Source organism: Streptomyces finlayi, from assembly GCF_014216315.1.
Classification (GTDB): Bacteria; Actinomycetota; Actinomycetes; order Streptomycetales; family Streptomycetaceae; genus Streptomyces; species Streptomyces finlayi_A.
Window position 1 is genome coordinate 4,090,678 of sequence record NZ_CP045702.1, and the last position, 22,538, is coordinate 4,113,215.

Annotated in this window: 24 protein-coding genes; 14 read left to right on the forward strand and 10 right to left on the reverse strand. The window is 70.2% G+C overall.

Annotation, left to right across the window (positions count from 1 at the left end):
* Window positions 1–35 precede the first annotated feature (35 nt).
* Window positions 36–1,562, reverse strand: coding sequence for a substrate-binding domain-containing protein (locus F0344_RS18950; RefSeq protein ID WP_185302763.1), 1,527 nt, complete (start codon window positions 1,560–1,562; stop codon window positions 36–38).
* 329 nt (window positions 1,563–1,891) lie between these two features.
* Here F0344_RS18950 and F0344_RS18955 point away from each other — a divergent pair, with 329 nt between their 5' ends.
* Together F0344_RS18955 and F0344_RS18960 are read left to right on the forward strand one after the other, a co-directional pair.
* Entirely contained in the window at window positions 1,892–2,785 is an 894-nt protein-coding gene (locus F0344_RS18955; RefSeq protein ID WP_185299915.1) for a glycoside hydrolase family 19 protein, read from the forward strand.
* Window positions 2,786–2,880: 95 nt separating this feature from the next.
* Complete coding sequence (locus F0344_RS18960; RefSeq protein WP_185299916.1) at window positions 2,881–3,414, forward strand: hypothetical protein; 534 nt, start codon at window positions 2,881–2,883, stop codon at window positions 3,412–3,414.
* A gap of 39 nt (window positions 3,415–3,453) precedes the next feature.
* Here F0344_RS18960 and dnaN read toward each other — a convergent pair whose 3' ends face one another.
* Window positions 3,454–4,569, reverse strand: a complete 1,116-nt coding sequence (gene dnaN, locus F0344_RS18965) for a DNA polymerase III subunit beta (protein WP_185299917.1) — start codon at window positions 4,567–4,569, stop codon at window positions 3,454–3,456.
* A gap of 706 nt (window positions 4,570–5,275) precedes the next feature.
* Here dnaN and F0344_RS18970 point away from each other — a divergent pair.
* Window positions 5,276–6,736 carry a helix-turn-helix domain-containing protein gene (locus tag F0344_RS18970; RefSeq protein WP_185302764.1) on the forward strand — a complete coding sequence of 487 codons (1,461 nt, stop codon included), beginning with the start codon at window positions 5,276–5,278 and terminating at the stop codon, window positions 6,734–6,736.
* Here F0344_RS18970 and F0344_RS18975 read toward each other — a convergent pair.
* The 3 genes from F0344_RS18975 to F0344_RS18985 are packed head-to-tail and all read right to left on the reverse strand — an operon-like array spanning window position 6,726 to window position 8,091.
* Entirely contained in the window at window positions 6,726–7,052 is a 327-nt protein-coding gene (locus F0344_RS18975) for a hypothetical protein (RefSeq protein WP_258050002.1), read from the reverse strand. The two genes, F0344_RS18970 and F0344_RS18975, sit on opposite strands and share 11 nt — an antisense overlap.
* Complete coding sequence (locus F0344_RS18980) at window positions 7,022–7,258, reverse strand: DUF397 domain-containing protein (protein WP_185299918.1); 237 nt, start codon at window positions 7,256–7,258, stop codon at window positions 7,022–7,024. The genes F0344_RS18975 and F0344_RS18980 overlap by 31 nt, the downstream gene beginning before the upstream one ends.
* A complete protein-coding gene (locus F0344_RS18985; protein ID WP_185299919.1) occupies window positions 7,255–8,091 on the reverse strand; it encodes a helix-turn-helix domain-containing protein in 837 nt (278 codons plus the stop codon). The genes F0344_RS18980 and F0344_RS18985 overlap by 4 nt, the downstream gene beginning before the upstream one ends.
* A gap of 154 nt (window positions 8,092–8,245) precedes the next feature.
* Here F0344_RS18985 and F0344_RS18990 point away from each other — a divergent pair, with 154 nt between their 5' ends.
* A complete protein-coding gene (locus tag F0344_RS18990; protein ID WP_185299920.1) occupies window positions 8,246–8,653 on the forward strand; it encodes a hypothetical protein in 408 nt (135 codons plus the stop codon).
* A gap of 12 nt (window positions 8,654–8,665) precedes the next feature.
* Here the strand turns inward: F0344_RS18990 and F0344_RS18995 are convergent, their stop codons facing one another.
* The 3 genes from F0344_RS18995 to F0344_RS19005 form a co-directional block, all read right to left on the reverse strand.
* Window positions 8,666–9,289 (reverse strand): hypothetical protein, encoded by a 624-nt coding sequence (locus F0344_RS18995; RefSeq protein ID WP_185299921.1) that lies wholly within the window; start codon window positions 9,287–9,289, stop codon window positions 8,666–8,668.
* Window positions 9,290–9,460: 171 nt separating this feature from the next.
* The gene (locus F0344_RS19000) at window positions 9,461–9,943 is read right to left on the reverse strand and encodes a MarR family winged helix-turn-helix transcriptional regulator (RefSeq protein WP_185299922.1); all 483 of its coding nucleotides are present in this window, start codon (window positions 9,941–9,943) and stop codon (window positions 9,461–9,463) included.
* Window positions 9,940–10,533, reverse strand: coding sequence for a type 1 glutamine amidotransferase family protein (locus tag F0344_RS19005; protein WP_185299923.1), 594 nt, complete (start codon window positions 10,531–10,533; stop codon window positions 9,940–9,942). The genes F0344_RS19000 and F0344_RS19005 overlap by 4 nt, the downstream gene beginning before the upstream one ends.
* A 189-nt stretch (window positions 10,534–10,722) precedes the next feature.
* Between F0344_RS19005 and F0344_RS19010 the strand changes: the two genes are divergently transcribed.
* The 3 genes from F0344_RS19010 to F0344_RS19020 all read left to right on the forward strand — a co-directional run bounded on the left by F0344_RS19010 (window position 10,723) and on the right by F0344_RS19020 (window position 13,677).
* Window positions 10,723–12,087, forward strand: coding sequence for an aspartate aminotransferase family protein (locus F0344_RS19010; protein ID WP_185299924.1), 1,365 nt, complete (start codon window positions 10,723–10,725; stop codon window positions 12,085–12,087).
* A gap of 118 nt (window positions 12,088–12,205) precedes the next feature.
* Window positions 12,206–12,943, forward strand: a complete 738-nt coding sequence (locus F0344_RS19015) for a GntR family transcriptional regulator (RefSeq protein ID WP_185299925.1) — start codon at window positions 12,206–12,208, stop codon at window positions 12,941–12,943.
* Between the two features lie 83 nt (window positions 12,944–13,026).
* Window positions 13,027–13,677: a hypothetical protein gene (locus F0344_RS19020; protein WP_185299926.1), complete on the forward strand. Its 651-nt coding sequence runs from the start codon at window positions 13,027–13,029 to the stop codon at window positions 13,675–13,677.
* A gap of 286 nt (window positions 13,678–13,963) precedes the next feature.
* Here F0344_RS19020 and F0344_RS19025 read toward each other — a convergent pair whose 3' ends face one another.
* Window positions 13,964–14,764, reverse strand: a complete 801-nt coding sequence (locus F0344_RS19025) for an SLATT domain-containing protein (RefSeq protein WP_185299927.1) — start codon at window positions 14,762–14,764, stop codon at window positions 13,964–13,966.
* Between the two features lie 308 nt (window positions 14,765–15,072).
* Between F0344_RS19025 and F0344_RS19030 the strand changes: the two genes are divergently transcribed.
* From F0344_RS19030 to F0344_RS19040, 3 genes are all read left to right on the forward strand, one after another.
* A complete protein-coding gene (locus F0344_RS19030) occupies window positions 15,073–15,411 on the forward strand; it encodes a YbaB/EbfC family nucleoid-associated protein (protein WP_185302765.1) in 339 nt (112 codons plus the stop codon).
* A gap of 94 nt (window positions 15,412–15,505) precedes the next feature.
* A complete protein-coding gene (gene recR / locus F0344_RS19035) occupies window positions 15,506–16,105 on the forward strand; it encodes a recombination mediator RecR (protein ID WP_185299928.1) in 600 nt (199 codons plus the stop codon).
* A 65-nt stretch (window positions 16,106–16,170) separates the two neighbouring features.
* Entirely contained in the window at window positions 16,171–16,830 is a 660-nt protein-coding gene (locus F0344_RS19040) for a DUF5063 domain-containing protein (protein WP_185299929.1), read from the forward strand.
* Between the two features lie 79 nt (window positions 16,831–16,909).
* Here the strand turns inward: F0344_RS19040 and F0344_RS19045 are convergent, their stop codons facing one another.
* Complete coding sequence (locus F0344_RS19045) at window positions 16,910–17,320, reverse strand: PPOX class F420-dependent oxidoreductase (RefSeq protein ID WP_185299930.1); 411 nt, start codon at window positions 17,318–17,320, stop codon at window positions 16,910–16,912.
* A 352-nt stretch (window positions 17,321–17,672) separates the two neighbouring features.
* Between F0344_RS19045 and F0344_RS19050 the strand changes: the two genes are divergently transcribed.
* The 4 genes from F0344_RS19050 to F0344_RS19065 all read left to right on the forward strand — a co-directional run bounded on the left by F0344_RS19050 (window position 17,673) and on the right by F0344_RS19065 (window position 22,373).
* Window positions 17,673–18,944, forward strand: a complete 1,272-nt coding sequence (locus tag F0344_RS19050) for an aspartate kinase (RefSeq protein WP_185299931.1) — start codon at window positions 17,673–17,675, stop codon at window positions 18,942–18,944.
* Window positions 18,941–20,005: an aspartate-semialdehyde dehydrogenase gene (locus F0344_RS19055; protein ID WP_185299932.1), complete on the forward strand. Its 1,065-nt coding sequence runs from the start codon at window positions 18,941–18,943 to the stop codon at window positions 20,003–20,005. Before F0344_RS19050 ends, F0344_RS19055 begins: the two co-directional genes overlap by 4 nt.
* 356 nt (window positions 20,006–20,361) lie before the next feature.
* Window positions 20,362–20,937 (forward strand): SigE family RNA polymerase sigma factor, encoded by a 576-nt coding sequence (locus tag F0344_RS19060; RefSeq protein WP_185299933.1) that lies wholly within the window; start codon window positions 20,362–20,364, stop codon window positions 20,935–20,937.
* Between the two features lie 101 nt (window positions 20,938–21,038).
* Window positions 21,039–22,373 carry a hypothetical protein gene (locus F0344_RS19065; protein ID WP_308460980.1) on the forward strand — a complete coding sequence of 445 codons (1,335 nt, stop codon included), beginning with the start codon at window positions 21,039–21,041 and terminating at the stop codon, window positions 22,371–22,373.
* Window positions 22,374–22,538 lie beyond the last annotated feature (165 nt).

Genomic DNA, 22,538 nt, shown 5'->3' on the forward strand with positions numbered 1-22,538 from the left:
CCCGGCCCTCCCGCGTCCCGCGCGGACGCACCGCCTCAGTCCTCCCCGCAGATCCGCAGGCCCTTCGGGGTCGCGCAGGGCAGATGGCCGTGGGTCCTGACGATGTCCTGGCCGCTGCCCCGGCTGAGGTAGCCGAGGAAGCTGGACGCCAGCGAGTCCGCGGGCGGCTGGCCGTAGCTGTAGGCGTACTCGATCTCGCGGTACGGGTAGGTGCTGTCACCGATCGTGTCGACGGATGGTGTGGTGCCGTCGATCGCCAGATGGTGCAGCCCCTTCAGCGCGGTCCCGGCGCGCAGCTCGGTGTAGCCGATGGCTCCGGGGAGCTTGGCCACGGTGGACAGGACCTGTTCGGTGCTGTCGAGTTCGCAGCGGGTGACCACGGCGTGCGGGTCGTCCTTGGTGGCGCAGTCGTGCGAGGACTGGGCGGGTTCGTTGCGGTCGAGTACGCGCCGCTGGAAGACCTCTCGGGTGCCGGAGTTGGCGTCCCTGCTGACGAGCAGGACCTTCAGGTCGGGGCCGCCGAGGTCCTTCCAGTTGCGGATGTCTCCCTGGTAGATCTTCCGGATGTCCGCCAGCGAGAGGTCGCGCACCGGTACCCGGTCGTTGACGACGAGGGAGAAGAGGGAGACCGCGACGCGGTTCTCGCGCAGCTGCGGGTAGCCGTCCGTCTTCGGGCCGTCGGAGAGGGCGACCAGTGCGGGGGAGCCGGACGTGGACGCGGCGCCCTGCTCGGCGAGCCGCCGTACGCCGGCGGTGGAGCCGTGCGCGTCCACATGGATGGTGGAGCCCTCGCACTCCTTCTCGTACTTCTCCGCCAGTTCCCGTACGACGGGGGCGAAGGCGGTGGAGCCGGTGACCGTCAGCTCGCCCGTCGCGCAGCCGATGGGCGGCGGGCTGTCGTCCCGTACAAGGATGAGCGAGGCGAGCGTGACGACGCAGACGGTCAGGGCCACGGTGATCAGCCGGGCGGCCCGGCCGAACAGGGGCGGCTTCTCGTCGGGGCGGGCGGCCTTGTTCGGGGCCACCACGCCGTCCCGGATGCCGCCGGTGACCGTGATGGGGTTGCCCACGTTCCCACCGGTGAGCAGGACGAGCAGCTTGAAGTGGTCGTTGCGGTTGAGCGGGACGCGGGGGAGCCGGATCAGGGCGCCGCTGTGCCGCATTCCGCCCGCCGGGGTGAAGTGCTCCATCAGATGGCCGGCGTCCGGTGACTGCGTGACCGCTATCCCGCGGACCGTGCGACCAGTGAACTCGACGGTCAGGCCGTGCAGTTCACGTCCGGTGTAGTCGTCGTCGGCGATGGACTGCGAGCCGTCGTTCTCCACCCGCAGCAGGACGAGCGTGGCGTCGGCCATGTCCGGCGTCTCGTTGAAGAGTCCGAGCCGCACATTGGCCCGCCCCTGGCTGACGTCGCTGCCGATCGGGGTGTCCATCTGGACCCGGTAGCCGATGCGTTTACGCCGGGGTACGCGGCGCTCGTACCAGAGCACCCCGACGGAGGCCAGCACACCCAGTACGGCGGTGAGCACGGCTACGACGTTCTCGGCGCTGAACCACTCCACGGCTTCCTCGCTCCCCCGAGCATGACCGAGCATGACCGAGCATGACTGGGCATCACCGCGCATGACGGGGCATGACCGGGCATTCGGTCATGCCCCCCGACGCGCACGGACGGGCGCCCGGCATGGCCATCGGTTCGCGTCACCGTATGTGCGTAGCAGCGGAGTTGGAGGACGAGGTGGGCTCCCGTCGACAGAAATTCGCCCGCTGTTCGCCCGTCGCGCCAACCTTGGTCTAGACCTTGACAGGTACAGACCATTCCGCTTGAGTGACGGTCACCCCCATGGCGGCGTACGGGCATCCCCAGCGCCGCGCCGAAGGAGTGATCACCTTGATCAGACGCGTCCTGAGTCTGCTCACCGCGCTGGGCGCGATCGTCGCGACGATCGTCATCCTCCCCGCCACCACGGCCGCGGCGGCCACCTGCGCCGCCGCGTGGAACGCCTCGGCCGTCTACACCGGAGGCGGCACCGCCTCCTACAACGGGCACAACTGGTCCGCGAAGTGGTGGACCCAGAACGAGGTCCCGGGCACCGCCCAGGTCTGGGCCGACAGCGGCACCTGCGGTTCCGGCGGTGGCACGGATCCGGGGCAGCCCGACCCTTCGGGCTTCGTCGTCAGCGAGGCGCAGTTCAACCAGATGTTCCCGAGCCGGAACTCGTTCTACACGTACAGCGGACTGACGGCGGCCCTGAGCGCCTACCCGGCGTTCGCCACCACCGGCAGCGACACGGTCAAGCGCCAGGAGGCCGCGGCGTTCCTCGCCAACGTCAGCCATGAGACCGGCGGTCTGGTGCACATCGTCGAGCAGAACCAGGCCAACTACCCCCACTACTGCGACAGCGGCCAGCCCTACGGCTGCCCGGCCGGCCAGGCCGCCTACTACGGCCGCGGCCCCATCCAGCTCAGCTGGAACTTCAACTACAAGGCGGCCGGTGACGCCCTCGGCATCGATCTCCTGCGCAACCCGAACCTGGTGCAGCAGAACGCGTCCGTGGCCTGGAAGACCGGCCTCTGGTACTGGAACACGCAGAACGGCCCCGGCACCATGACGCCCCACAACGCCATGGTCAACGGCGCCGGATTCGGCGAGACGATCCGCTCCATCAACGGCAGCCTGGAGTGCAACGGCGGCAACCCCGCCCAGGTCCAGAGCCGTATCGACAAGTACCGGGCCTTCACCCAGATCCTGGGCACCGCCCCCGGCTCGAACCTGAGCTGCTGACCCAGGCCCCCACCCGGACGGGGGGTGCGCACGGTTCCGGCCGGGCACACCCCCGCTTCGGTGCCCGGTCGGGCGCGTTGGCAGGATCGTGGACCATGACTCCGGACAACGACAGCGCGCCCGATGCTCCCGAGGGCTGTGGCGCCCCGGCGCACACCGAGGACCGGCTCGCGCTCATCGACCATGCCCTGGCCCTGCCCTTCCCGGCCGGGGACGGGAACACCGGCGTACGCGACAGCGGCCCGGGTCACCACTTCCTCATCCTGCAAGCGACCCAGGACTTCTGGGACGACCGCTCCGCCGAGGTCGTCGAACCCGCGGAGCAGGAGATCGAGGACGAGTTCAGCCGCCTCGCCACCGAACTGACCGAGCGCTGGGCGGAGCCGGAGACGGTCGAACTGTGGCCGTATCTGGAAGGCGGCGAGGACGGCTGTGAGCAAGGCGGCGAAGGCGGCGGGGCGGCCCCGGAACCCTTGAGCCGGCTCTGCAATCTCGCGGGCAGCATGCAGGTCTGGCGCGTCCCGGGCAGCGGACGCTGGGTCGGCCTCGCCGTGGGCCAGGCCGACCCCGAGTTCCCCATCTGGCTGCTCGCGGCCGTGGGGGCGGACTCGGCCCTGCCGGCCGGCTGACCGGAGCGCGGAGGCCCGGAGGAGACGGGAGGCGCGGGGCTACACCAGGGACGGCTTCACGGACATCAGCAGATGCTGGTGCGTGGTCCCTGCCGGTACCGGATCGCCGGTGAGCATCGCGCGCTGTCCCGGCCCCAGCAGGTGCAGCCGGACCACCGGCTCCTCGAAGGAGGTCAGGGCGTCCATCAGATACGAGGGGTTGAACGCCACCGTCATCCCCTCGCCGCCCTCCAGCGTGGCCGGCAGCCGCTGCGAGGCGACATCGTCCTCGTACCCCGCCTGGAGCAGCACCGTGCCGTCGGCGGCCGAGAAGGTCAGCTGGACCGGACTGTCGCCGTCCGCCACCACCGCGACCCGCCTGACGGCCTCCACCAGCGCCGCCCGGTCCAGCGCCACGAGCGCCGGGTCCGGCATGGCGAACAGCTTGTCGTGGCGCGGCAGCCGCCCGTCCAGCAGGCGCACGGTCGTCCGCATCCCCGCGTGCTCGAAACCGGCCGAACCGGAGTCCAGGGCGACGCTGACAAGGCCCGAGCGGCCCAGTGAGCGCGCGATCTCGGTCAGTCGGCGGGCCGACACCACCACATCGGCAGCCGCCTGCGGATCCGCCGCCTTCCAGGGCAGCGTGCGCACCGCGAAGCGGTAACGGTCGGTGGCCGCCAGCGTCATCGTCGTACCGTCGAGGCCGAGCCGGATGCCGGTGAGGGTGGGCAGGGTGTCGTCACGCCCCGCTGCCACCGCCACCTGGGCGACCGCCGCCGCGAACTCGCCCGCGTCCACCGCCCCCCGGACCTCCGGCAGCGTGGGCAGGGCCGGGTAGTCGTCGAGCGGCAGGACCGACAGGCCGAACCGGGCACCGTCCCCCGTGACCGTGAACCGCGAGCCCTCCACCGCACACTCCACGGCGCCCTCGGGCAGCACCTTGCAGATGTCGAGCAGCCTGCGCCCCATCACGAGCACCCGTCCGGGCCGCGGCGTCCCGGCCTCCACGTCGATACGGGCCGATGCCTCGAAGTCGAGCCCTGAGATGCGCAGTCGGCCGTCCTCCGCCGCGAGCAGCAGCCCGCCCAGGACGGGCACGGGGGACCGGGTGGGCAGCACGCGGGCCGCCCAGGCGACGGCGTCGGTCAGCGCGGCACGTTCAATGCGGAACTCCATGGCGGGGCTTCTCCTCGTCGGTCACCGAAGTGCCGACGCTAGGGGACGCCACTGACAGTCCCCCGGCGCGGAGTCGGCAGCTCCGGCCGGAATGCACTTGACCTCAACCTTGGTTGACGTACGAGGGTCGTGTCATCGAACGGCGAGACGAGGAGTTTCTGATGACACAGCCCAGGATCCTGGTGGCCGGCGCGACTGGAGGCCATCCTGCCGGTCCAGGCGGAGATGCTCGACGATCCGGAACCGGTCAACGACGAGGTGGAGCGGATCACGGGCACTCCGGCCCGGTCCTTCAGGCAGTGGGCGCTGGACCACGCGGCGGACTTCCGTTGAGACCGGACAGACCTGCCGCGAGCCGCTGGGACCGGACGGATCTGAGCCCTGTCGAGACCCGAGAAGGCAGACCCGGAGAACACCGGCAGAGCCGAAGAAGCCGGCGAGAGCCGACGACAGCGACCACCCCCGTGGGCCGATGCCGTCGCGCTCCCCCCGGATTCCCTGAGTGCCCGGCTTCCCCCGAAGGCCGGGACACGTCCGGACTCTAGGCGGCCGGGCAGCGCGCAGGGAGCTTCACTTCGCACTCCCTGAGGCTCCCGGGGTAACAGTTCGCACAGCCGGACCGGTACGCTTCGCTCCCATTTCGTGGAACAAGCAGGTCGAAGGAGGACAGGTGCACGCGTCGGAACGGGCCGAGGACGTGCTGCGGATGCACCGCCTTGCCCGTGTCGGCGGGACGCCGGAGCTGCTGCGCTGGCTCGCCCAGCGCTCCGAAGGCTGGGCCGGTCTGCTGGATTCCGAGGGCACGGTCCTCCACGCGGCCGCCCCGGCCTCGGGGGTACTCCCCGAGGTGCTCCAGGAAGCCGCCGCCCTGGCGGCCGAGGGCGTCGTCGTGCTGAAGGGCCGGGGCGTCAGCGCGTACTCCTTCGACAAGGACGCGTACACCGGGCTGCTGTTCCCCCTGGACGGCCCGGCCGGCACTCCCGTCCCGGTCCTCGCCGTCCTTGCCCCCCGCCCTCTGCCCGCCGGGCTGTCCACGCTCCTGGCCGACGTGATGATGCCCCTGACGCTGTGCTGGGAGTCGGAGAGCGTCGAACGCAAGCGCCGCCGCGTCGACCTCGCGGAGTCCCGGGGCCGGGAAGCGGTCCTGCACCTGCTGATGACCGGCCAGTTGTCCATCGCCCACCAGGTGGCGGGCGCGCTTCGGCCGAGGCTCCCCGATCCGGTGCAGGTGTGCGTCGTCGAGTGTTCGGGCGGGAGCCGCGACGAGGTGGCGCGGATCTGTACGGACGTCTCGGGCGGCAGGTCGTGGATCGTGCGGTGCCCGGTCTACGCACGCCATCTGATCCTGGTGATGCCGGCGGGGGCGACGGCGGACTGCGCGCCCCTGGACCTGGCGATCTCCGGCCTCGTGGACGACTGCGTCGTGGGTATCAGCGAGGAGATCCCGCTCTCCGACACCGCGACCGGCTACCGGCAGGCGTTCCACGCCCTCGCCGTGGCCCGTGGACTCCCCGGCAGGCATGCGCGGTTCGGCCTGTCGCCGGAACCCGCGATCGTCGTCGGCGGCGCGGGCGCGCAGTGGGCCGACACCCTGCTCGGCCCCCTGCTGGCGTACCGGCCGAGGCGCTCCCAGGACCCCGGGAGCCAGGAACTGGCCGCGACCCTCGGCTCCTGGCTGGCCTTCGCGTCCGGGGCCACCCAGCACCTCAAGATCCACCGCAACACGCTGACCGCCCGCCTCCGGATGATCGGCGAACTGCTCGGCCTGGACCTCGAACGTCTCGCCGACCAGGCCGCGCTCGACCTCGCCCTGCGCGTACGGGCGACCCCCGCCCTCCCCCGAACCACACCCACGCCCCCCGGCACGCCCGCGTCCGCCCCCGACCTGGACGGGCTGCTGGCCGGTCCCGCGCTCCAGGCCTGGGCGGCCGAGCAGGTATGGGCGCTGGCCCCGGCCGGTGACACGGCAGAGGCGACCCTGCGCACCTGGCTCGCGTGCGAGGGCCGCCTCGGTCCTACGGCGGAGGAGCTCGGGATCTCCGTGCCGGGCGCCCGCAAGCGGCTCACCCGGCTCGAAGCCGTACTCCAGCGTTCACTGCTCCGGACCCCGAGCGCCCGCTACGACCTGTGGCTGGCGTTCCGGGCGGCGGACCTGGCTACGTCGTGAAGATGAAGTACTTCCAGCTGCCGTGCGTGGTGCTGTTCACGCTGTCGCCGGAGTGCCCGTTCACGTACGAGGAGCGCACGCGCATCTTGTAACCGGTGTCGTGCGGACCGGTCAGCGTGATGGAGGTCCTGCCGGTCGTGGAGAGGGCGAAGTAGCCCGTGCCCACGTCGTACCAGGTGCCCTTGTAGTAGAGCTCCAGGGACAGCTTGTGGGAGCGGCCCTTGTAGTAGCTCATGGTCGTGTTGAAGTCACCAACCGCCGGACGGGCCTGGCCCGGGTGTGCGCTCAGCCCGCCCAGGTGAGGAACGTCGTCCAAGCGCCGGGGGCGACCTCGAAGGCGGGGCCTTCGGGGACCTTGGAATCCCGGACGTGGACGGCGTGGGGGCAGGCGGCCACCTCGATGCAGTTCCCGCCGCCGCTGTCGCTGTACGAGGACTTGTGCCAGTCGAGGGCGACCTTGATGCAGTTCCCGCCGCTGTCGCTGCTGTAGCTGGACTTGAACCAGCGCAGGGTGTTGCTCATTCCCGATCTCCTGCCAACCGCTCGATGAGGCCCAGCGATTCACGAGGACCCAGGGCCTGTGCTCGGATCTTCGCATATCGCTGGGCTCGTGTACTCACCGCCGCCGGATCACTGATCAGCAAGCCCTCGTCCTGAACTTCAAGGAACAGGAGACGATCATGGTTCGGATTCTCCACCAGGTTCATGTCTCCGCGATCTCCGGCGTGCTCGCCGCTCAGTCCGCAGTCCAGCGGCAGGACCTGGAGCGTGACGTTGCGGCGCCGGGCGCACTCCGCCAAGTACCGCATCTGCTCCCGCATCACCTCCTTGCCGCCGATGTCACGCGTCAGTACCGCCTCCTCCACGATGAGCTCGATCAGGGCCACAGGCTCCCTGTCGAACAGGGCCTTGCGTGCCATCCGCGCTTCGACCAGCTCCGCCACCCGCTGCTCGGGTAGCGGTGGATAGCCGCCTCCGATCAGGGCGCGCGCGTAGTTCTCCGTCTGGAACAGACCATGGACGACGAGGGACGTGTACAACATCAGCCCCACCGCGTCCTCCTCCAGGAGCGCGTAATTCTGGAACTGCTGCGGGTACTTCTCCATGCGCACATACCGCCGCGCCGTCTCGAAGAAGTCCGCGCTCTCGTCGAACACCCGGTGCAGCGCGACCAGCATCGCGTCACTCGCAGGCTGGGCGTTGGTCTCCATCGCGCTCACGGCGGCTGCCGAATAGCCGATCTCGGCACCCAGCTCCTCCTGGGTCCACTGTCGTTTGATGCGCATCGCGCGTGCCATTTCGGCCACCATCTGTGCCGTCGGACTCGCCGTTTCCTTGTTTTCCGCTCGCGCCATTGCGATCCCTTTTCGACTCGACCGGTCTCAACCGGTCACTACCCGACCTCGCCGAACACGACTGAGGTGCAGAGGAGTTCGCGCAGGTCAACGGGTATGCGACGCCCCTCGTCAGTCAGGAGAAACGCTAGACGTTCGGCCGCACAATGTCCCTGTGAATGCACTGAATCGTGAACGGAACATCGAGTGGATTCCGGACTCCGGATTTCAACTGCGCAAGGCGGGCGTGCAATTCGACGCCGTCCGTGTCGACGGGGACGAGGGGCGGCGGCTCGCCGATCTCATGGAGGCGATCACGGGTGGCGAGCCCGGCCCCGTGATCACCGAGGCGAGTGGCAGGCGGGGCGTGTACTTCCTCGTGCCGGCCGGGACGACGTCCGGGCGGGCGTGGCCGGCGGGAGTGACACGGCTCAACGCGGCGACCGGGTCGGTCAGTTACGTACCCGTGCCGGCGCTGTTCGGGCGGACGTGGCCGCTGGCCTGGCGGTATCCGCCGACGTGTCCGGGGCGCTTCGTACACACGCTGATCCTGTTCAACGCGGCTTTCATGCTCCTGGGGTGACGGGATGAGCGATCAGTACCTCCAGCCCGCGTGAATGACGACGTTCTCGCCGTTGTCCCTGGCTCCGACGCATATGTCGCGCCAGTCGAGCAGCCAGCCGCTGGGACGGCAGGTCTCCTGCTGGAGGTCCAGTTCGCGGATGATCTCCGGGCGGGACATGCCGTCCTCGCCGACGACCGTCAGGAGGAGCCAGCAGCCTCCGGATCCGCAGCCCTTGCCTTCGTCGACGACGGTGATGCCGGGCGGCAACGGAGGGAGGGCCCTGGACGACGGGGCGTCCGAGCCTTCGGAGATCATCAGTGCGTACAGGAGGCCGACCACGAGGGTGAGGGCGAACTGCGTCCCCAGGAAGCCGATCGCTCCGTTGCGGAGGGGGATCCATTCCGGGGGAGGGGAGTTCTCGTGGCGCCCTTCCAGCCCCGCGCCGCAGGCGATGAGCAGGGACGCGAGAGCCGTGAACACCAGGTGGGCGTCGGGCCGGGGGGCGTAGATCCAGCTCTGCTGGACACTGACCAGCAGGCCCGCTCCGACGAGCAGCGCACCGCCGATCACGAAGCCGGTGACGCGGGTGCGGGCGATCGTCATCCAGACGACGGCGGGCGCGACGGCGAACAGTATCCCCAGGATGGTCAGCATGCAGTGCAACTTTCACCCGACGGCGGTGACATGACGGGGGACGTCATGCCACCGCCGTCCGGTTCCGGCGGTGGGAGTCGCCCTGACCACCCGCGATCTGTTCTGACCGCCCCGCCGGGCCCCGCTGCTGTCCTCACGCGCCGCCGGCGTCCTCATGGACCGCCGGCCTCCTCATGGGCGGGGGCCGATTCCGTCTCCCCCGGCGGCTGTGCCGCCCACCGCGCCCACCGCCTCGGACAGCCGCTCCAGCACTCGCACCGTTTCCGCGAACCCCTCCGGCCCCAGCTCCTCCGCGAGCCGCGCCGCGAACGCCGCGTGGCCGGGGCCGATCCGGTCCATCGCCGCATGCCCCTCCTCCGTCGGACGGAGGAGCTTCGCCCGGCGGTGGGCCGGGTTCGGTGCGTACTCCGCCAGCCCTTTTCCCGCCAGCAGATCCGCGATCCGCTGCACACTCTGCCGGGTCGACCCCATCGCCCGTGCGATCCCGGACACCGGCATGGGCTCACGCACCACGGCCCCCAGCACCTGCCACCAGGCCGCCGTGAGCCCGGCCGGCCGGGCCAGTTCCTCCGATACGGCGAGGAGCTGGCCGTTCAGCCGGAACACCCCGAGCGCCGTCCTGCTCAGCCGTTCCTGGTCGTCGGAGCCGGTCATCCCGCCAGCACCTCGTACGCGCTCGCGTCCGAGTCGTGGAACAGCCGGTACCAGGCGTCCAGCTTCTTCGCGTCGTACACCCCCAGCAGCCCGAACACCTCGCGCGCGAGCGCCACCGGCTCCGTCGGCCCGGCCGTGACGAGGCCGCCGTCCGTCACCGCGTCCGCCTCCACGTACCGCGCGCCGCCCGCGTACCCCGTCCCCTCCAGGTAGTAGGAGACCGCGCTCGTGTGGGCCCGGTCGTCGAGGAGGCCCTCGCGTGCGAGCCCTGCGGTCGCCCCGCAGATGGCCGCGACCGGCACCTCCGTGTCGAGGAAGGCGCGGGCGGTGCGGGCGAAGGGGGCCAGCTCGTCACCGGTGTCCCAGAGGCCCGCCCCGGTCAGGACGAGCAGTGCGCTGTCCTCGGGCCGCAGCTCGTCCAGCGCCAGATCGGGCTGGATACGTACCCCGCCCATGGTGGTGACCGGTTGTGTCGTGAGACCGACCGTCCGCACGGTGTAGCCGTTCTGCGTGAGATGAGCCGTCGTGTACCCGGTCTCCCAGTCGGCGAAGGTGTCGTAGACGGCGAGATGAACGGTCTTGCTGGTCATGGCGACCTCCAGAAGGGGAAACGCGGAACCTTCGTTGCATCAGTCTGTGACAGCAGGCTGTCATGAAGGCAGCATGCTGTCAACTGTGCCGGTCGGCCGGAACGGAACCCGACACCCTGCCGAGCCGAACGTCGCACGCCATACAAGGTGGCCATGGAGCCCGCCCCGACCAGCACCTACGCTCACGGCATGACCCCTCATGCCCCGTATGTCGACTCCGCAGCCGGAGCGGCCGTGAAGGCCGCCGACCGCGCGCACGTGTTCCACTCCTGGTCCGCCCAGGGCCTGATCGACCCGCTCGCCGTCGCCGGCGCCGAGGGGGCGTATTTCTGGGACTACGACGGCAACCGCTACCTCGACTTCACCAGCGGCCTCGTCTACACCAACATCGGCTACCAGCACCCGACCGTCGTCGCCGCGATCCAGGAGCAGGCGGGCAAGCTCGCCACCTTCGCGCCCGCCTTCGCGATCGAGGCGCGCTCCGAGGCCGCACGCCTCATCGCCGAGCGCACCCCGGGCGACCTGGACAAGATCTTCTTCACCAACGGCGGTGCCGAGGCCGTCGAGAACGCCGTCCGTATGGCCCGGCTGCACACCGGTCGTACGAAGGTGCTCTCCGCCTACCGCTCGTACCACGGTGCCACCTCCACCGCGATCAACCTCACCGGTGACCCGCGCCGCTGGCCGTCCGACAACGGCTCGGCGGGCGTCGTCCGTTTCTGGGCGCCGTTCCTGTACCGCTCGCCCTTCTACGCCGAGACCGAGGCCGAGGAGTGCGCGCGGGCGCTCCAGCACCTGGAGGACACGCTCGCCTTCGAGGGGCCGTCCACCATCGCGGCGATCATCCTGGAGACGATCCCCGGCACGGCGGGCATCATGACGCCGCCGCCCGGCTATCTCGCGGGCGTCCGCGCGCTCTGCGACCGGTACGGGATCGTGTTCGTCCTCGACGAAGTCATGGCCGGCTTCGGCCGTACGGGCAAGTGGTTCGCGGCCGACCACTACGACATCACGCCCGACCTGATGACCTTCGCGAAGGGCGTCAACTCCGGTTACGTACCGCTCGGCGGGGTCGCGATCAACGCGGAGATCGCCGCGACCTTCGAGACCCGCCCCTACCCGGGCGGACTCACGTACTCCGGTCACCCACTGGCCTGCGCGGCGGCCGTCGCCACGATCAAGGTGATGGAGGACGAGAGGGTCATCGAGAACGCCGCCCACATCGGCGAGCACGTTCTCGGCCCCGGTCTGCGCGAGCTGGCCGAGCGGCACCCGTCGGTCGGTGAGGTCCGCGGCCTCGGCGCGTTCTGGGCGCTGGAGCTGGTCCGCGACAAGGAGACCCGCGAACCGCTGGTGCCGTACAACGCGTCTGGCGCGGACAACGCTCCGATGGCGGCCTTCGGCGCGGCGGCGAAGAAGAACGGCCTGTGGCCGTTCATCAACATGAACCGCACCCACGCCGTGCCCGCCTGCAACGTCACCGAGGCGGAGGCGAAGGAGGGGCTGGCGGCCCTGGACGTGGCGCTCTCGGTCGCCGACGAGCACACCGCGTAAAGGAGACCCGCCCCCTTTCGGTTCCGGCCCGCTCCGGCCGTCTCCGGCTTCCCCTGCCCGGAAGCGGGCAGACACGCCTGGCTTATGGTGACCGGAACCGAAAAGGGGAGGGGGCGCCATGGGGGCGAGCGGAGGCGTGACCCGCAATACGCTGCGGCAGCAGATCGCGGACGCACTGCGTGACGAGGTGCTGTCCGGGCGTCTGCAGCCGGGCAGGGAATTCACCGTCAAGCAGATGGCGGAGCAGTACGGGGTCTCGGCGACCCCGGTACGCGAGGCGCTGTTCGACCTCTCCGCGCAGGGCCTGCTCGAATCGGACCAGCACCGCGGCTTCCATGTGCGCGAATTCAGCGTGGCCGACTACCGGTCGATGGTGGAGGCCCGCGCGCTCGTGATCGACGGGGTGTTCCGCGGGGTCTTCCAGGGCGAGCAGCCGGCCCGCGCCCGCCTCGGCCCCTACCGGGACGCGCTCGTCTCCGTGCGCCGCCGCGCGGAGGAGGCGTCCCGGGCGGCCCGCTGTGGGGACCTCGACATCCTGATCGGTTATGACCTGCGCTTCTGGCGTGAGCTCGGCGCGATCGTCGACAACACGTACATCACTGATTTCCTGCACCGACTGCGCGTCCAGGCGTGGGTGTTCGCCGTGCCGTACCTGCGCGGGGACGCCGACGTACTGGACTGGCTGTGGAACGGCCATCAGGAGCTGGTCGAGGCGATCATCGAGGTGGACGAGGACGCGGTGCGCGCGGTGCTCGACGCGTACAAGGAGCACGGCCTGAAGTGGGCCGACCGGCTCGCGGCCGGGAACCCGGCGCACCCGGGTCGCGGCACGGGGGCGGCCGGACCGGCCGAATAGGCCGGCTGGTCCACTGTGCGCGGCGTTCCGTCCGCATTACGCTGTCCCGACCATCGCACGAACCCGTTGGAGAGCGAGAATTCGTGGCCTGTGACCTGTGGCTGGTCCCCCTCGTCGACGTGCTGTGCCACAGCCCCGACAACCCCTTCGCCGAAGAGATCGCCATCTACGACAAGGCGCTGGGCGACGCAGGTCTGCCGCCCGTCCCCGTCTACGCCTACATGCCCGGCCTCACGGGGGACGTCGCCCCGGTCGCGGGGTTCGACTACGACGCGCTGCACTTCCTGCGGCGCGCCTACATGCTCCAGCTGAGCGGCCTCGCGGTGACACCCGTCGACGAACTGGGCGGGGACTACGAGCAGTTGCTGGAGATGTTCGAGCAGAGCGCGCAGCACTCGCATCTGGTGTGGCACTACGACCACGCGGGGGCGTACGTCCCGGTGGACTTCGATGTCCCGCTCTCGAACGACGAACTGCTCGAGGGCGGCGGCCCGTTGGGTTCGTCGCACGGGCTGCTGCGGGAGCTGGAGTCCGTGGCCCCTTCGATCGGCATCGACCCGGCGAACCCGCCGACCGCCCCGCTCCCGCCCATCGGCCCGACGACACTGGAGGAACCGGCCGGGCCGATCCTCCACGACGACAGCCCGTTCGCCCGCGAACGCCATGTCTGGCTGGGCCTGCACGCGGCGGCGACGAGGAGCCTTGCCCAAGGCTCCATGATCATCTTCAGCTGACCGGCCGACCGACCGACCGGCCCCTCCCGACCCCCGGCCGCCACCTTTCCCTGCCCACCCCGGCCCACTCCGGCCGCCGCCCTTCCCTGCCCACCCGGGACCCCTCCGGCCCGTCCGCCGCTTGGAGGCAGGCCATGGGCAGGCAGGGGCGGACAAGGCAGTACCCGGGAACGCGGCCCCGGCCCGCGCGGGGCCGCAACCCCGGCCCGCGCCGGGAACGCAACCCCGCCGCTGCGCCGGGCCGCCCGCCACCCGCCGCTGCGCCGGGCCGCGCCACCACCCGCCCCTACTCCGGCGGCCGCTGCCGAGGCATATTCGGCCGTCCCACAGTCGGCATGGCGAACCGCCCCACCGCGCCCCCCGGCTCCGCCCGCCCGCTCCCACCGCCCGACACCATCGACTGCATCCCCATCGGCGCGGGCCCGGCCCGGAACTCCACCATCCAGTCCGCCGTCTCCGACCGCACCAGCTCCGTGACGTCCTCCGAGAACCGCCGCAGCACCCCGAGGCACCGTTCGGCTGCCTCGCTCGCCGTGCCCTCGGCCGGTCCCAGCACCTCCCGTACGCACTCCGACGCCCAGTCGAACTGGAGCACCTGGAGCCGCCGCTGCACCGCCTGCGCCGTCGCGAGGTTCCTTATCCATCCCGACGTCAGCCCGAAGTACCGGTCGCACGCCATGCACGCCGCCCCGAGCAGCAGCGACAGATAGCCCCAGCCCGCCGCCCCGTCCAGCGCGCCCGTCAGGTCGAGCAGCGGCAGCGCCGCGCCCGACACGGCCCCGGCCGCCGTGCCCAGTCGCAGCGCCCGTGCCGCCCGCCGTTTCCGGAGGCGGTCCTGCAGATACCAGTCCGCCGTGCGCAGGGCACCGCCCTCGACCCAGCGGTAGAGCTCGTCGAGACGCTCGGCCGGCTCTCCCCAGTCCCCGAGCGGGAAGGCGCGGCTCGTGAGGTCGGTTGGCGCACGCACCCCCCGGGCCGGACCAGAGGGCCCGGTTGGACCGGAGTGCTCAGTTCCGGTTTCTCCACCGGTTCCCTCGCCGGACTCCTTGCGGGGCGGCCCTTCGGGCTGCATCTCCGGCTGACTCACCGGGGCACTCCTCTGCACTCTGCGTAGGAACGACGTGGGTTTCTCTGACTGACACGGGGTAACTCTGCGTTACCGCTGAGGCGTGTGGGTGTACTGATACGCATCCTTCCTACCGCCGAATGGTGGGCCGTGGAGTCAAAAACGAGGGAACTCTGCGTGTACGCGGCCTGTGATCAGGTATAGGAGGGTGAGCGCCGCGTTCCAAATCTCACCCGAAAGAGTTGCTCCCTGGTGAGTGGGGCGCGCCGACCGGCGAACACGTAGGCTCGGCATACCAAACATTTGTCGTCGAAATGCCAGGAGTGACCGTGATTCCCGGTGGTGGTCAGTCGAATATGCAGCAGCTGCTCCAGCAGGCCCAGAAGATGCAGCAGGACCTCGCAGAGGCCCAGGAGGAACTGGCCAGGACCGAGGTCGACGGACAGGCGGGCGGCGGCCTCGTGAAGGCCACCGTGACCGGTTCCGGCGAGCTCCGCGCCCTGGTGATCGATCCCAAGGCCGTGGATCCGGAGGACACCGAGACGCTCGCCGACCTCGTCGTCGCGGCGGTCCAGGCGGCGAACGAGAACGCGCAGGCGCTCCAGCAGCAGAAGCTGGGCCCGCTCGCGCAGGGTCTGGGCGGCGGCATCCCGGGCCTTCCCTTCTGACCCGGATCCCCGCCTACTCATACACAGACCTACTGATACCCAGGCGTACCAACTACGGTACGAGCAGAGCAGCACAGCACCAGAGAGGCTTTCCGTGTACGAAGGCGTTGTTCAGGACCTCATCGACGAATTGGGCAGGCTGCCCGGCGTCGGTCCCAAGAGCGCGCAGCGGATCGCCTTCCACATCCTGCAGGCCGAGCCGACCGACGTACGGCGTCTCGCGCATACGCTCCTGGAGGTCAAGGACAAGGTCCGGTTCTGTTCGGTGTGCGGCAACGTCGCCCAGCAGGAGCAGTGCAACATCTGCCGGGACACCCGCCGCGACCTGACCGTCATCTGCGTGGTCGAGGAGCCGAAGGACGTCGTCGCGATCGAGCGGACCCGGGAGTTCCGGGGCCGTTACCACGTACTCGGCGGCGCGATCAGCCCGATCGAGGGCGTCGGTCCCGACGACCTGCGGATCCGTGAGCTGCTGGCCAGGCTCGCGGACGGCTCCGTCACGGAGCTGATCCTGGCGACGGACCCCAACCTGGAGGGCGAGGCCACCGCGACGTACCTGGCGCGGATGATCAAGCCGATGGGTCTCAGGGTGACCAGGCTGGCCAGCGGCCTGCCCGTGGGCGGCGACCTCGAGTACGCCGACGAGGTCACCCTGGGCCGCGCGTTCGAAGGCAGGCGACTTCTGGATGTATGACGCCCGCGCTGTGCTTCTCCGGCCCCACTCACCGTTCGAGACCGCGCCTACGGGAGGTCCCCTCGATGTCTGACGCCACGCTGAACTCCGTCACGCAGGACCCGGACGACTTCGCCGTCCAGATCGCTGACCAGATCAAGACGTTCATCGTCGCGGTCACCGAGGTGTCCAAGGTCGAGGAGCCGGAAGAGGCCGTCCCGGTACTGCTGCTCCAGGTCTCGCAGCTGCTGCTCGCGGGCGGCAGGCTCGGTGCGTACGAGGACGTCCTGCCCGACGAGCGCTACGAGCCGGACCTCGGTCCCGAGCCGGACGCGGACGGCCTGCGGGAACGTTTCGCGGCCCTCCTGGAACCGATCGACGTCTACTCCGAGGTCTTCGACCCGTACGAGCCACGCAAGGCGCCGGTCCCGCACCGCATCTCCGACGACCTGGCCGACCTGGTCACGGACCTCGGCCACGGCCTGGCCCACTACGAGGCGGACCGCACGGCCGAGGCGCTGTGGTGGTGGCAGTTCTCGTACTTCTCCAACTGGGGCTCCACGGCCTCCGCGACCCTGCGCGCCATCCAGTCCCTGGTCGCGCACATCCGCCTGAACCAGCCCCTCGAGGAGCTGGACGGCCTGGACACGGACCAGGACCCGGGCGACGCGAACCTGGCCGAGGAAGCCGGCCGCGTGATGTTCCAGGAGATCGCGGGCCCCTTGGGCATCCGCCCCGTGAAGTAGGCCGCGCACCGAGTTCCCACGCGGTCGTCGGCGGCACACCGCCGGGGCGGCGCCCACGCGGGCGCCGCCCCGGCGTCTTTCATGCGGTGGCCGTGCCCACCACGTGCCGTGGCACGATCCGGATCGCGATGCGGACCACCTCCGGCGGGAGCGCCAGGTACTCCTCGCCCGCGCCCGGACCCTCGTACTCCTGCGCGATGCGGACGGCCAGGGCGCGGCCGGGGTCGGGGGCGACCGTCGCGGTGCCGCGGATCTCGACGTACTGGAGCGGGTCCCTGGGGTCGTACACCGTCAGGCTGACGCGAGGATCACGGCGTATGTTGCGGTCCTTGCGGCGGCCCTCGGCGGTGGAGACGAGGATGTCGTCGTGGTCCCGGGTGATCCAGACCACGGAGGTCTGCGGACCTCCGTCGGCGTTCACGGTGGCGAGGACGGCGGGCAGGGGCTCGTCCAGGAGCTTTCGAACGGCTTCGTTCCACGTAAAGGGCATGACGCGAGCCTACCGAGGGGGCCTTGCCGCAGGTCACCCCGAAGCTCGAGCCCTGAGCCCTTCTCCTGCCCGAACGGGCAGTGCGCCGTGGCACTCATGGCCCTGTACGGCATCGTCCGCACCGGCCGGATCGTCCGCACCGGCCTATCGTGGAGTTGTCCATCGGTGTGGGCTGGGACACAAACGGGCGTGGTTCACGGTTCGGCGGGCAGCAACCTCCTACGAGCAGTCCGGGGCGACACGCCGGACCACCTGGTGGGCGGGACATCTCATCATCTGGTAAGGACGGGTCGATTTCGGACTGCTCGTTAAACTGAGCCGACCACACCATTGAACTGAGCGAGGAGCGCACGTGGGCCTTGTCGTGCAGAAGTACGGAGGCTCCTCCGTAGCCGATGCCGAGGGCATCAAGCGCGTCGCCAAGCGAGTCGTAGATGCCAAGAAGAACGGCAACCAGGTGGTTGTCGTGGTGTCAGCGATGGGCGACACGACGGACGAGTTGATCGATCTCGCCGAGCAGGTTTCCCCGATCCCTGCCGGGCGTGAGTTCGACATGCTGCTGACCGCGGGAGAGCGGATCGCCATGGCGCTGCTGGCCATGGCGATCAAGAACCTGGGCCACGAGGCCCAGTCCTTCACGGGCAGCCAGGCCGGCGTCATCACCGACTCGGTGCACAACAAGGCGCGGATCATCGACGTCACGCCGGGCCGTATTCGTACCGCGCTCGACGAGGGCAACATCGCGATCGTCGCCGGGTTCCAGGGTGTGTCCCAGGACAAGAAGGACATCACCACTCTGGGCCGGGGCGGGTCCGACACCACCGCTGTCGCGCTCGCGGCGGCGCTGGATGCCGAGGTCTGTGAGATCTACACCGATGTGGACGGTGTCTTCACCGCCGACCCCCGGGTCGTGAAGAAGGCCCGGAAGATCGACTGGATCTCCTCCGAGGACATGCTGGAGCTGGCCGCGTCCGGCTCCAAGGTGCTGCTGCACCGCTGCGTCGAGTACGCACGCCGTTACAACATTCCGATCCACGTCCGCTCGTCCTTCTCGGGACTGCGCGGCACCTGGGTCAGCAACGAGCCGCAAGGGGACCAGCAGGTGGAGCACGCGATCATCTCCGGAGTCGCCCACGACATCTCGGAGGCCAAGGTCACGGTCGTCGGCGTGCCCGACAAGCCGGGCGAGGCCGCCGCGATCTTCCGCACCATCGCGAACGCGGAAGTCAACATCGACATGGTGGTGCAGAACGTCTCCGCCGCGACGACGGGCCTGACGGACATCTCCTTCACCCTCCCGAAGTCCGAGGGCCGCAAGGCCATCGACGCGCTGGAGCGGCAGAAGGGCTCGATCGGCTTCGATTCGCTGCGTTACGACGACCAGATCGCCAAGATCTCCCTGGTCGGCGCGGGTATGAAGACGAACCCGGGCGTCACGGCCACCTTCTTCGAGGCACTGTCCGACGCGGGCGTGAACATCGAGCTGATCTCGACATCCGAGATCCGTATCTCGGTGGTCACCCGCGCCGAAGACGTCATCGAGGCCGTGCGTGCCGTGCACACCGCCTTCGGACTCGACAGCGACTCCGAAGAGGCTGTGGTCTACGGAGGCACCGGACGATGACGCACAGCCGCCCTTCGCTCGCGGTCGTAGGTGCGACCGGGGTGATCGGCGGCGTCATGCTCCAGATCCTTTCGCAGCACGCGGATGTCTGGGGCGACGTGAAGCTGATCTCCTCCCCGCGGTCGGCCGGCCGGAAGCTGGTCGTCCGCGGCGCGGAGACAGAGGTCCTCGCGCTGGACGAGGACGTGTTCGACGACGTCGATGTGGCCCTCTTCCTGGTGCCGGACGAGGTGTCCGCCCGATGGGGGCCACTCGCCGCGTCCAAGGGCACGGTGGTCGTCGACGACTCCGCGGCCTTCCGTATGGACGACGACGTGCCGCTGGTCGTCCCCGAGATCAACCCCCATGCCGCCCGGCTCCGGCCGCGCGGCATCGTCGCGTCCCCGCACTGCACCACGCTGTCGCTGATCGTCGCGGTCGGTGCCCTGCACGCCGAGTTCGGGCTCCGGGAACTGATCGTCTCCTCCTACCAGGCCGTGAGCGGCGCGGGCCGCGAAGGCGTCGCCGCACTCCGCGGGGAACTGTCCCTGGTGGCCGGTACGGAGCTGGGTACGCACCCCGGAGACGTACGGCGGGCCGTGGGCGACGGGGCCGCGAGCCCCTTCGCCGCGCCCGTGGCGCTCAATGTCGTGCCATGGGCGGGTACCGACGCCGGGGACGGCTGGTCGTCCGAGGAGATCGCGATCCGCGAGGAGTGCCGGAAGATTCTGGACCTGCCGAGCCTGCGGGTCACCGCGACCTGCGTGTACGTGCCCGTCGTCGCGACGCACTCCATGTCCGTCCACGCGCGCTTCGAGAACGAGGTCGCCGTCGACCGGGCCCACGAGATCCTGGCGACCGCACCCGGGGTGGTGCTCTTCGACAATCCGGGGACCGGCGACTTCCCCACGCCCTCCGATGTGGTGGGCACTGATCCGACCTGGGTCGGCCGCGTGCGGCAGTCCATGGACGATCCGAGGGCGCTGGACATGTTCATCTGCGGCGACAACCTCCGAAAAGGTGCCGCGCTCAATGTCGCCCAGATCGCCGAGTCGGTGGCCGCCGAATTTCCCCGGACCTGATCGAACCGGTTTTGTAGGTTCTGTGCACCACTTGTGAGTAATTGGTGGTCTGAACCTCTTGAGCTGGGACATTGCCGTATCCGACGATGATCTCCTGGCTTTTTGCAACCGCGGGTCGGGCGGCTGCGTCTATGCCGTCACTCTTGCGTGGCGGGGCGCATGTATGGGGCATTCGGGGAAGAGCAGGTACGTATGAGGGCATGTCGCACAGCGCCAAACGCGATGGCGCACGCGTACAACCCTGACGTGGGGAAGCGTGTCCAACTGGCGTGGCAGAGGTTCTCGACATCACAGTGGTGGGCCCGTCGCGAGGCGCTTCATTGCGTCCGCTCCGGAGGCCCCGCGCAGCCGGCGGTATGCCGGTGATCGCGCCCATGCCGGCGGCGCGCTCCACCCGGCTGCCTTCGCAGCGCGCGGGCGCTGAGGAGACGGTGGCTGCGGGGACCACGGTCGACCACCTCACGGAGACCTACAGCGCCCACTACCGTTCGCTGCTCGGCCTGGCGGCCCTGCTGCTGGACGACACGGCGTCCTGCGAGGACGTCGTGCAGGAGGCGTTCATCCGCGTGCACTCGGCGCGCAACCGGGTACGTGACCCGGAGAAGACGCTCGCGTACCTCCGCCAGACGGTGGTCAACCTTTCCCGCTCCGCGCTGCGTCGCCGCATCCTCGGTCTGAAGCTGCTCTCCAAGCCCATGCCCGACATGGCGAGCGCGGAGGAAGGGGCGTACGACCAGCTGGAGCGGGACGCGCTGATCAAGGCCATGAAAGGGCTGCAGCGACGCCAGCGGGAGGTGCTGGTGCTGCGCTACTTCGCGGACATGACGGAGGCCCAGGTCGCGGAGACCCTGGGAATATCGCTCGGCTCGGTCAAGGCATACGGTTCCCGAGGCATCGCGGCCCTGCGCGTCGTGATGGAGGCGCAGGCATGAGTGGCCCCGAGTACAGGCGTGAGAACGACCGGACTGGAAACGGAATTGTGAACCACGGGTCGGACGACACCTCGGACTCCCCATCGGACGCCGCTGCGGATATGTCCGCCAGTGCTTCTGCGGCTGACGCCGAGGAGCGGGACCAGGAACTCGAACCGGAACTGGAACTGGAACTGGAACGGGACGTGGCGCCGCAGCCGGAACCGGAGCCGCACAGTGTGCAGGCCCGCGACGCGGCTGACGACGAGGACTCCGCCCCGGCCGTCGAGCGTGATGTCCCCCTGTCGGCCGGCTCCGCTGATGCCTCCTCCGCCGGCACGAGCGTGCTGACCAGCCTCTTCGGTGGTAAGCCGGTGAGCGGCCCCGAGGCGGATGCCGACGCGGGCACGGACGCCTCTGCACGGGCCAGGCCTGATGCCGGGGCCACGCCTGATGCCGGGGCTGGACTCGACGAGCTCGCGCTGCGCCGTCTTCTGCGGGGCGCCGTCCAGGACCTCGAACCCTCCAGCGGCACCCTCGACCACCTCCACCGCGCCGTGCCCGCCCGGCGCGCGCGGCGGCGGCAGGCGGTCGTCGGAGTCGCCGCGGCGGCGCTGCTGATCGGTACCGCCGTTCCCGCGTTCGTCCACGTCGCCCGGTCGGACGGCGACAACGGCGTCAACTCCGCCATCGCCGGCCACGGGGAGCAGGCCCAGGGCGGCAGCGGCGAGGAGCCGGCCAAGGAGCCCTGGGACGACAAGGAGCCCGGGCCCGCCGACAACGTGACCGACGGCGACGAGGGCGAACCGGACGTGTCCGAATCCCCGTCGTCGGGCGGCGACGGAGATGTCCCCGACCCCAAGGGCAACGGTGGCGTCGCCGACACACCGCGCTCCGAGGCGCCCGCCGTGTCCAGCTGCGGACCGAACCAGCTCTCAGTCGTCTCGGCCGAGTCCGGCGCCCCGGGGGCGGACGGCACGGTGTACGGCACGTTCCGGATCTCCAACATGTCCAGTACGCAGTGCTCGGTGAGCGGCGCGGGCTCGGTGGGCGTACAGGCCATGGGCGCGGCCGACCCGCTCAAGGTCCAGGTCGTCCGGCACACGGCGGGCGACCCGGCTTCCGGGCTGCCCGATCCCTCGCTGGAGCCCGGCGTGGTGATGCTCAAGCCGTCCATGGCCTACGAGGTGCGGTTCGCCTGGGTGCCGTCGGACACCTGTCCCTCGACCGTGCCCCCGCCCAGCCCCACGCCTACGGACGGTGCCGGTGGCACCACCGGCGAAGATATGGCCTCGGGGGGCCCGGAAGCGCAGTTCGCGGGCGAGGACGGTGGGACCCAGGACGGCGGCATCGTGGTGACTCACACCGCGGAGGCGGGCGCCCCGTCACTGGCGACGACGATCTCCAACGCCTGCGCGGGCACGGTCTACCGCACGGGAGTCCTCGCGGCCTCCTAGGTCCTGTCTGGAGTTCCCCCGCGGCGTCGCGGCGTCCGGCACCGCCGCCTCCGGCGTTGTCGTCAGTCGCGAGGGCTCCGCCATCGCTCCCTCCTCCGCCTTGGATTCGACGGCACCGGACGCCGCTCCTTCTTCCGCGCTGGAACTCCAGACAGGACCTAGAGC

What these genes read in the sequence shown, in the direction of transcription:
- F0344_RS19045 (WP_185299930.1), bottom strand. Translation starts at nt 17,320, where the DNA reads ATGCCCTTTACGTGGAACGAAGCCGTTCGAAAGCTCCTGGACGAGCCC.
- F0344_RS19055 (WP_185299932.1), top strand. Translation starts at nt 18,941, where the DNA reads ATGACGCACAGCCGCCCTTCGCTCGCGGTCGTAGGTGCGACCGGGGTG.
- F0344_RS19015 (WP_185299925.1), top strand. Translation starts at nt 12,206, where the DNA reads ATGGGGGCGAGCGGAGGCGTGACCCGCAATACGCTGCGGCAGCAGATC.
- F0344_RS18980 (WP_185299918.1), bottom strand. Translation starts at nt 7,258, where the DNA reads ATGAGCAACACCCTGCGCTGGTTCAAGTCCAGCTACAGCAGCGACAGC.
- F0344_RS19000 (WP_185299922.1), bottom strand. Translation starts at nt 9,943, where the DNA reads ATGACCGGCTCCGACGACCAGGAACGGCTGAGCAGGACGGCGCTCGGG.
- F0344_RS19060 (WP_185299933.1), top strand. Translation starts at nt 20,362, where the DNA reads ATGCCGGTGATCGCGCCCATGCCGGCGGCGCGCTCCACCCGGCTGCCT.
- F0344_RS19065 (WP_308460980.1), top strand. Translation starts at nt 21,039, where the DNA reads ATGTCCGCCAGTGCTTCTGCGGCTGACGCCGAGGAGCGGGACCAGGAA.
- F0344_RS18970 (WP_185302764.1), top strand. Translation starts at nt 5,276, where the DNA reads ATGCACCGCCTTGCCCGTGTCGGCGGGACGCCGGAGCTGCTGCGCTGG.
- F0344_RS18985 (WP_185299919.1), bottom strand. Translation starts at nt 8,091, where the DNA reads ATGGCGCGAGCGGAAAACAAGGAAACGGCGAGTCCGACGGCACAGATG.
- F0344_RS19040 (WP_185299929.1), top strand. Translation starts at nt 16,171, where the DNA reads ATGTCTGACGCCACGCTGAACTCCGTCACGCAGGACCCGGACGACTTC.
- F0344_RS18960 (WP_185299916.1), top strand. Translation starts at nt 2,881, where the DNA reads ATGACTCCGGACAACGACAGCGCGCCCGATGCTCCCGAGGGCTGTGGC.
- F0344_RS19010 (WP_185299924.1), top strand. Translation starts at nt 10,723, where the DNA reads ATGACCCCTCATGCCCCGTATGTCGACTCCGCAGCCGGAGCGGCCGTG.
- dnaN (WP_185299917.1), bottom strand. Translation starts at nt 4,569, where the DNA reads ATGGAGTTCCGCATTGAACGTGCCGCGCTGACCGACGCCGTCGCCTGG.
- F0344_RS19005 (WP_185299923.1), bottom strand. Translation starts at nt 10,533, where the DNA reads ATGACCAGCAAGACCGTTCATCTCGCCGTCTACGACACCTTCGCCGAC.
- F0344_RS18995 (WP_185299921.1), bottom strand. Translation starts at nt 9,289, where the DNA reads ATGCTGACCATCCTGGGGATACTGTTCGCCGTCGCGCCCGCCGTCGTC.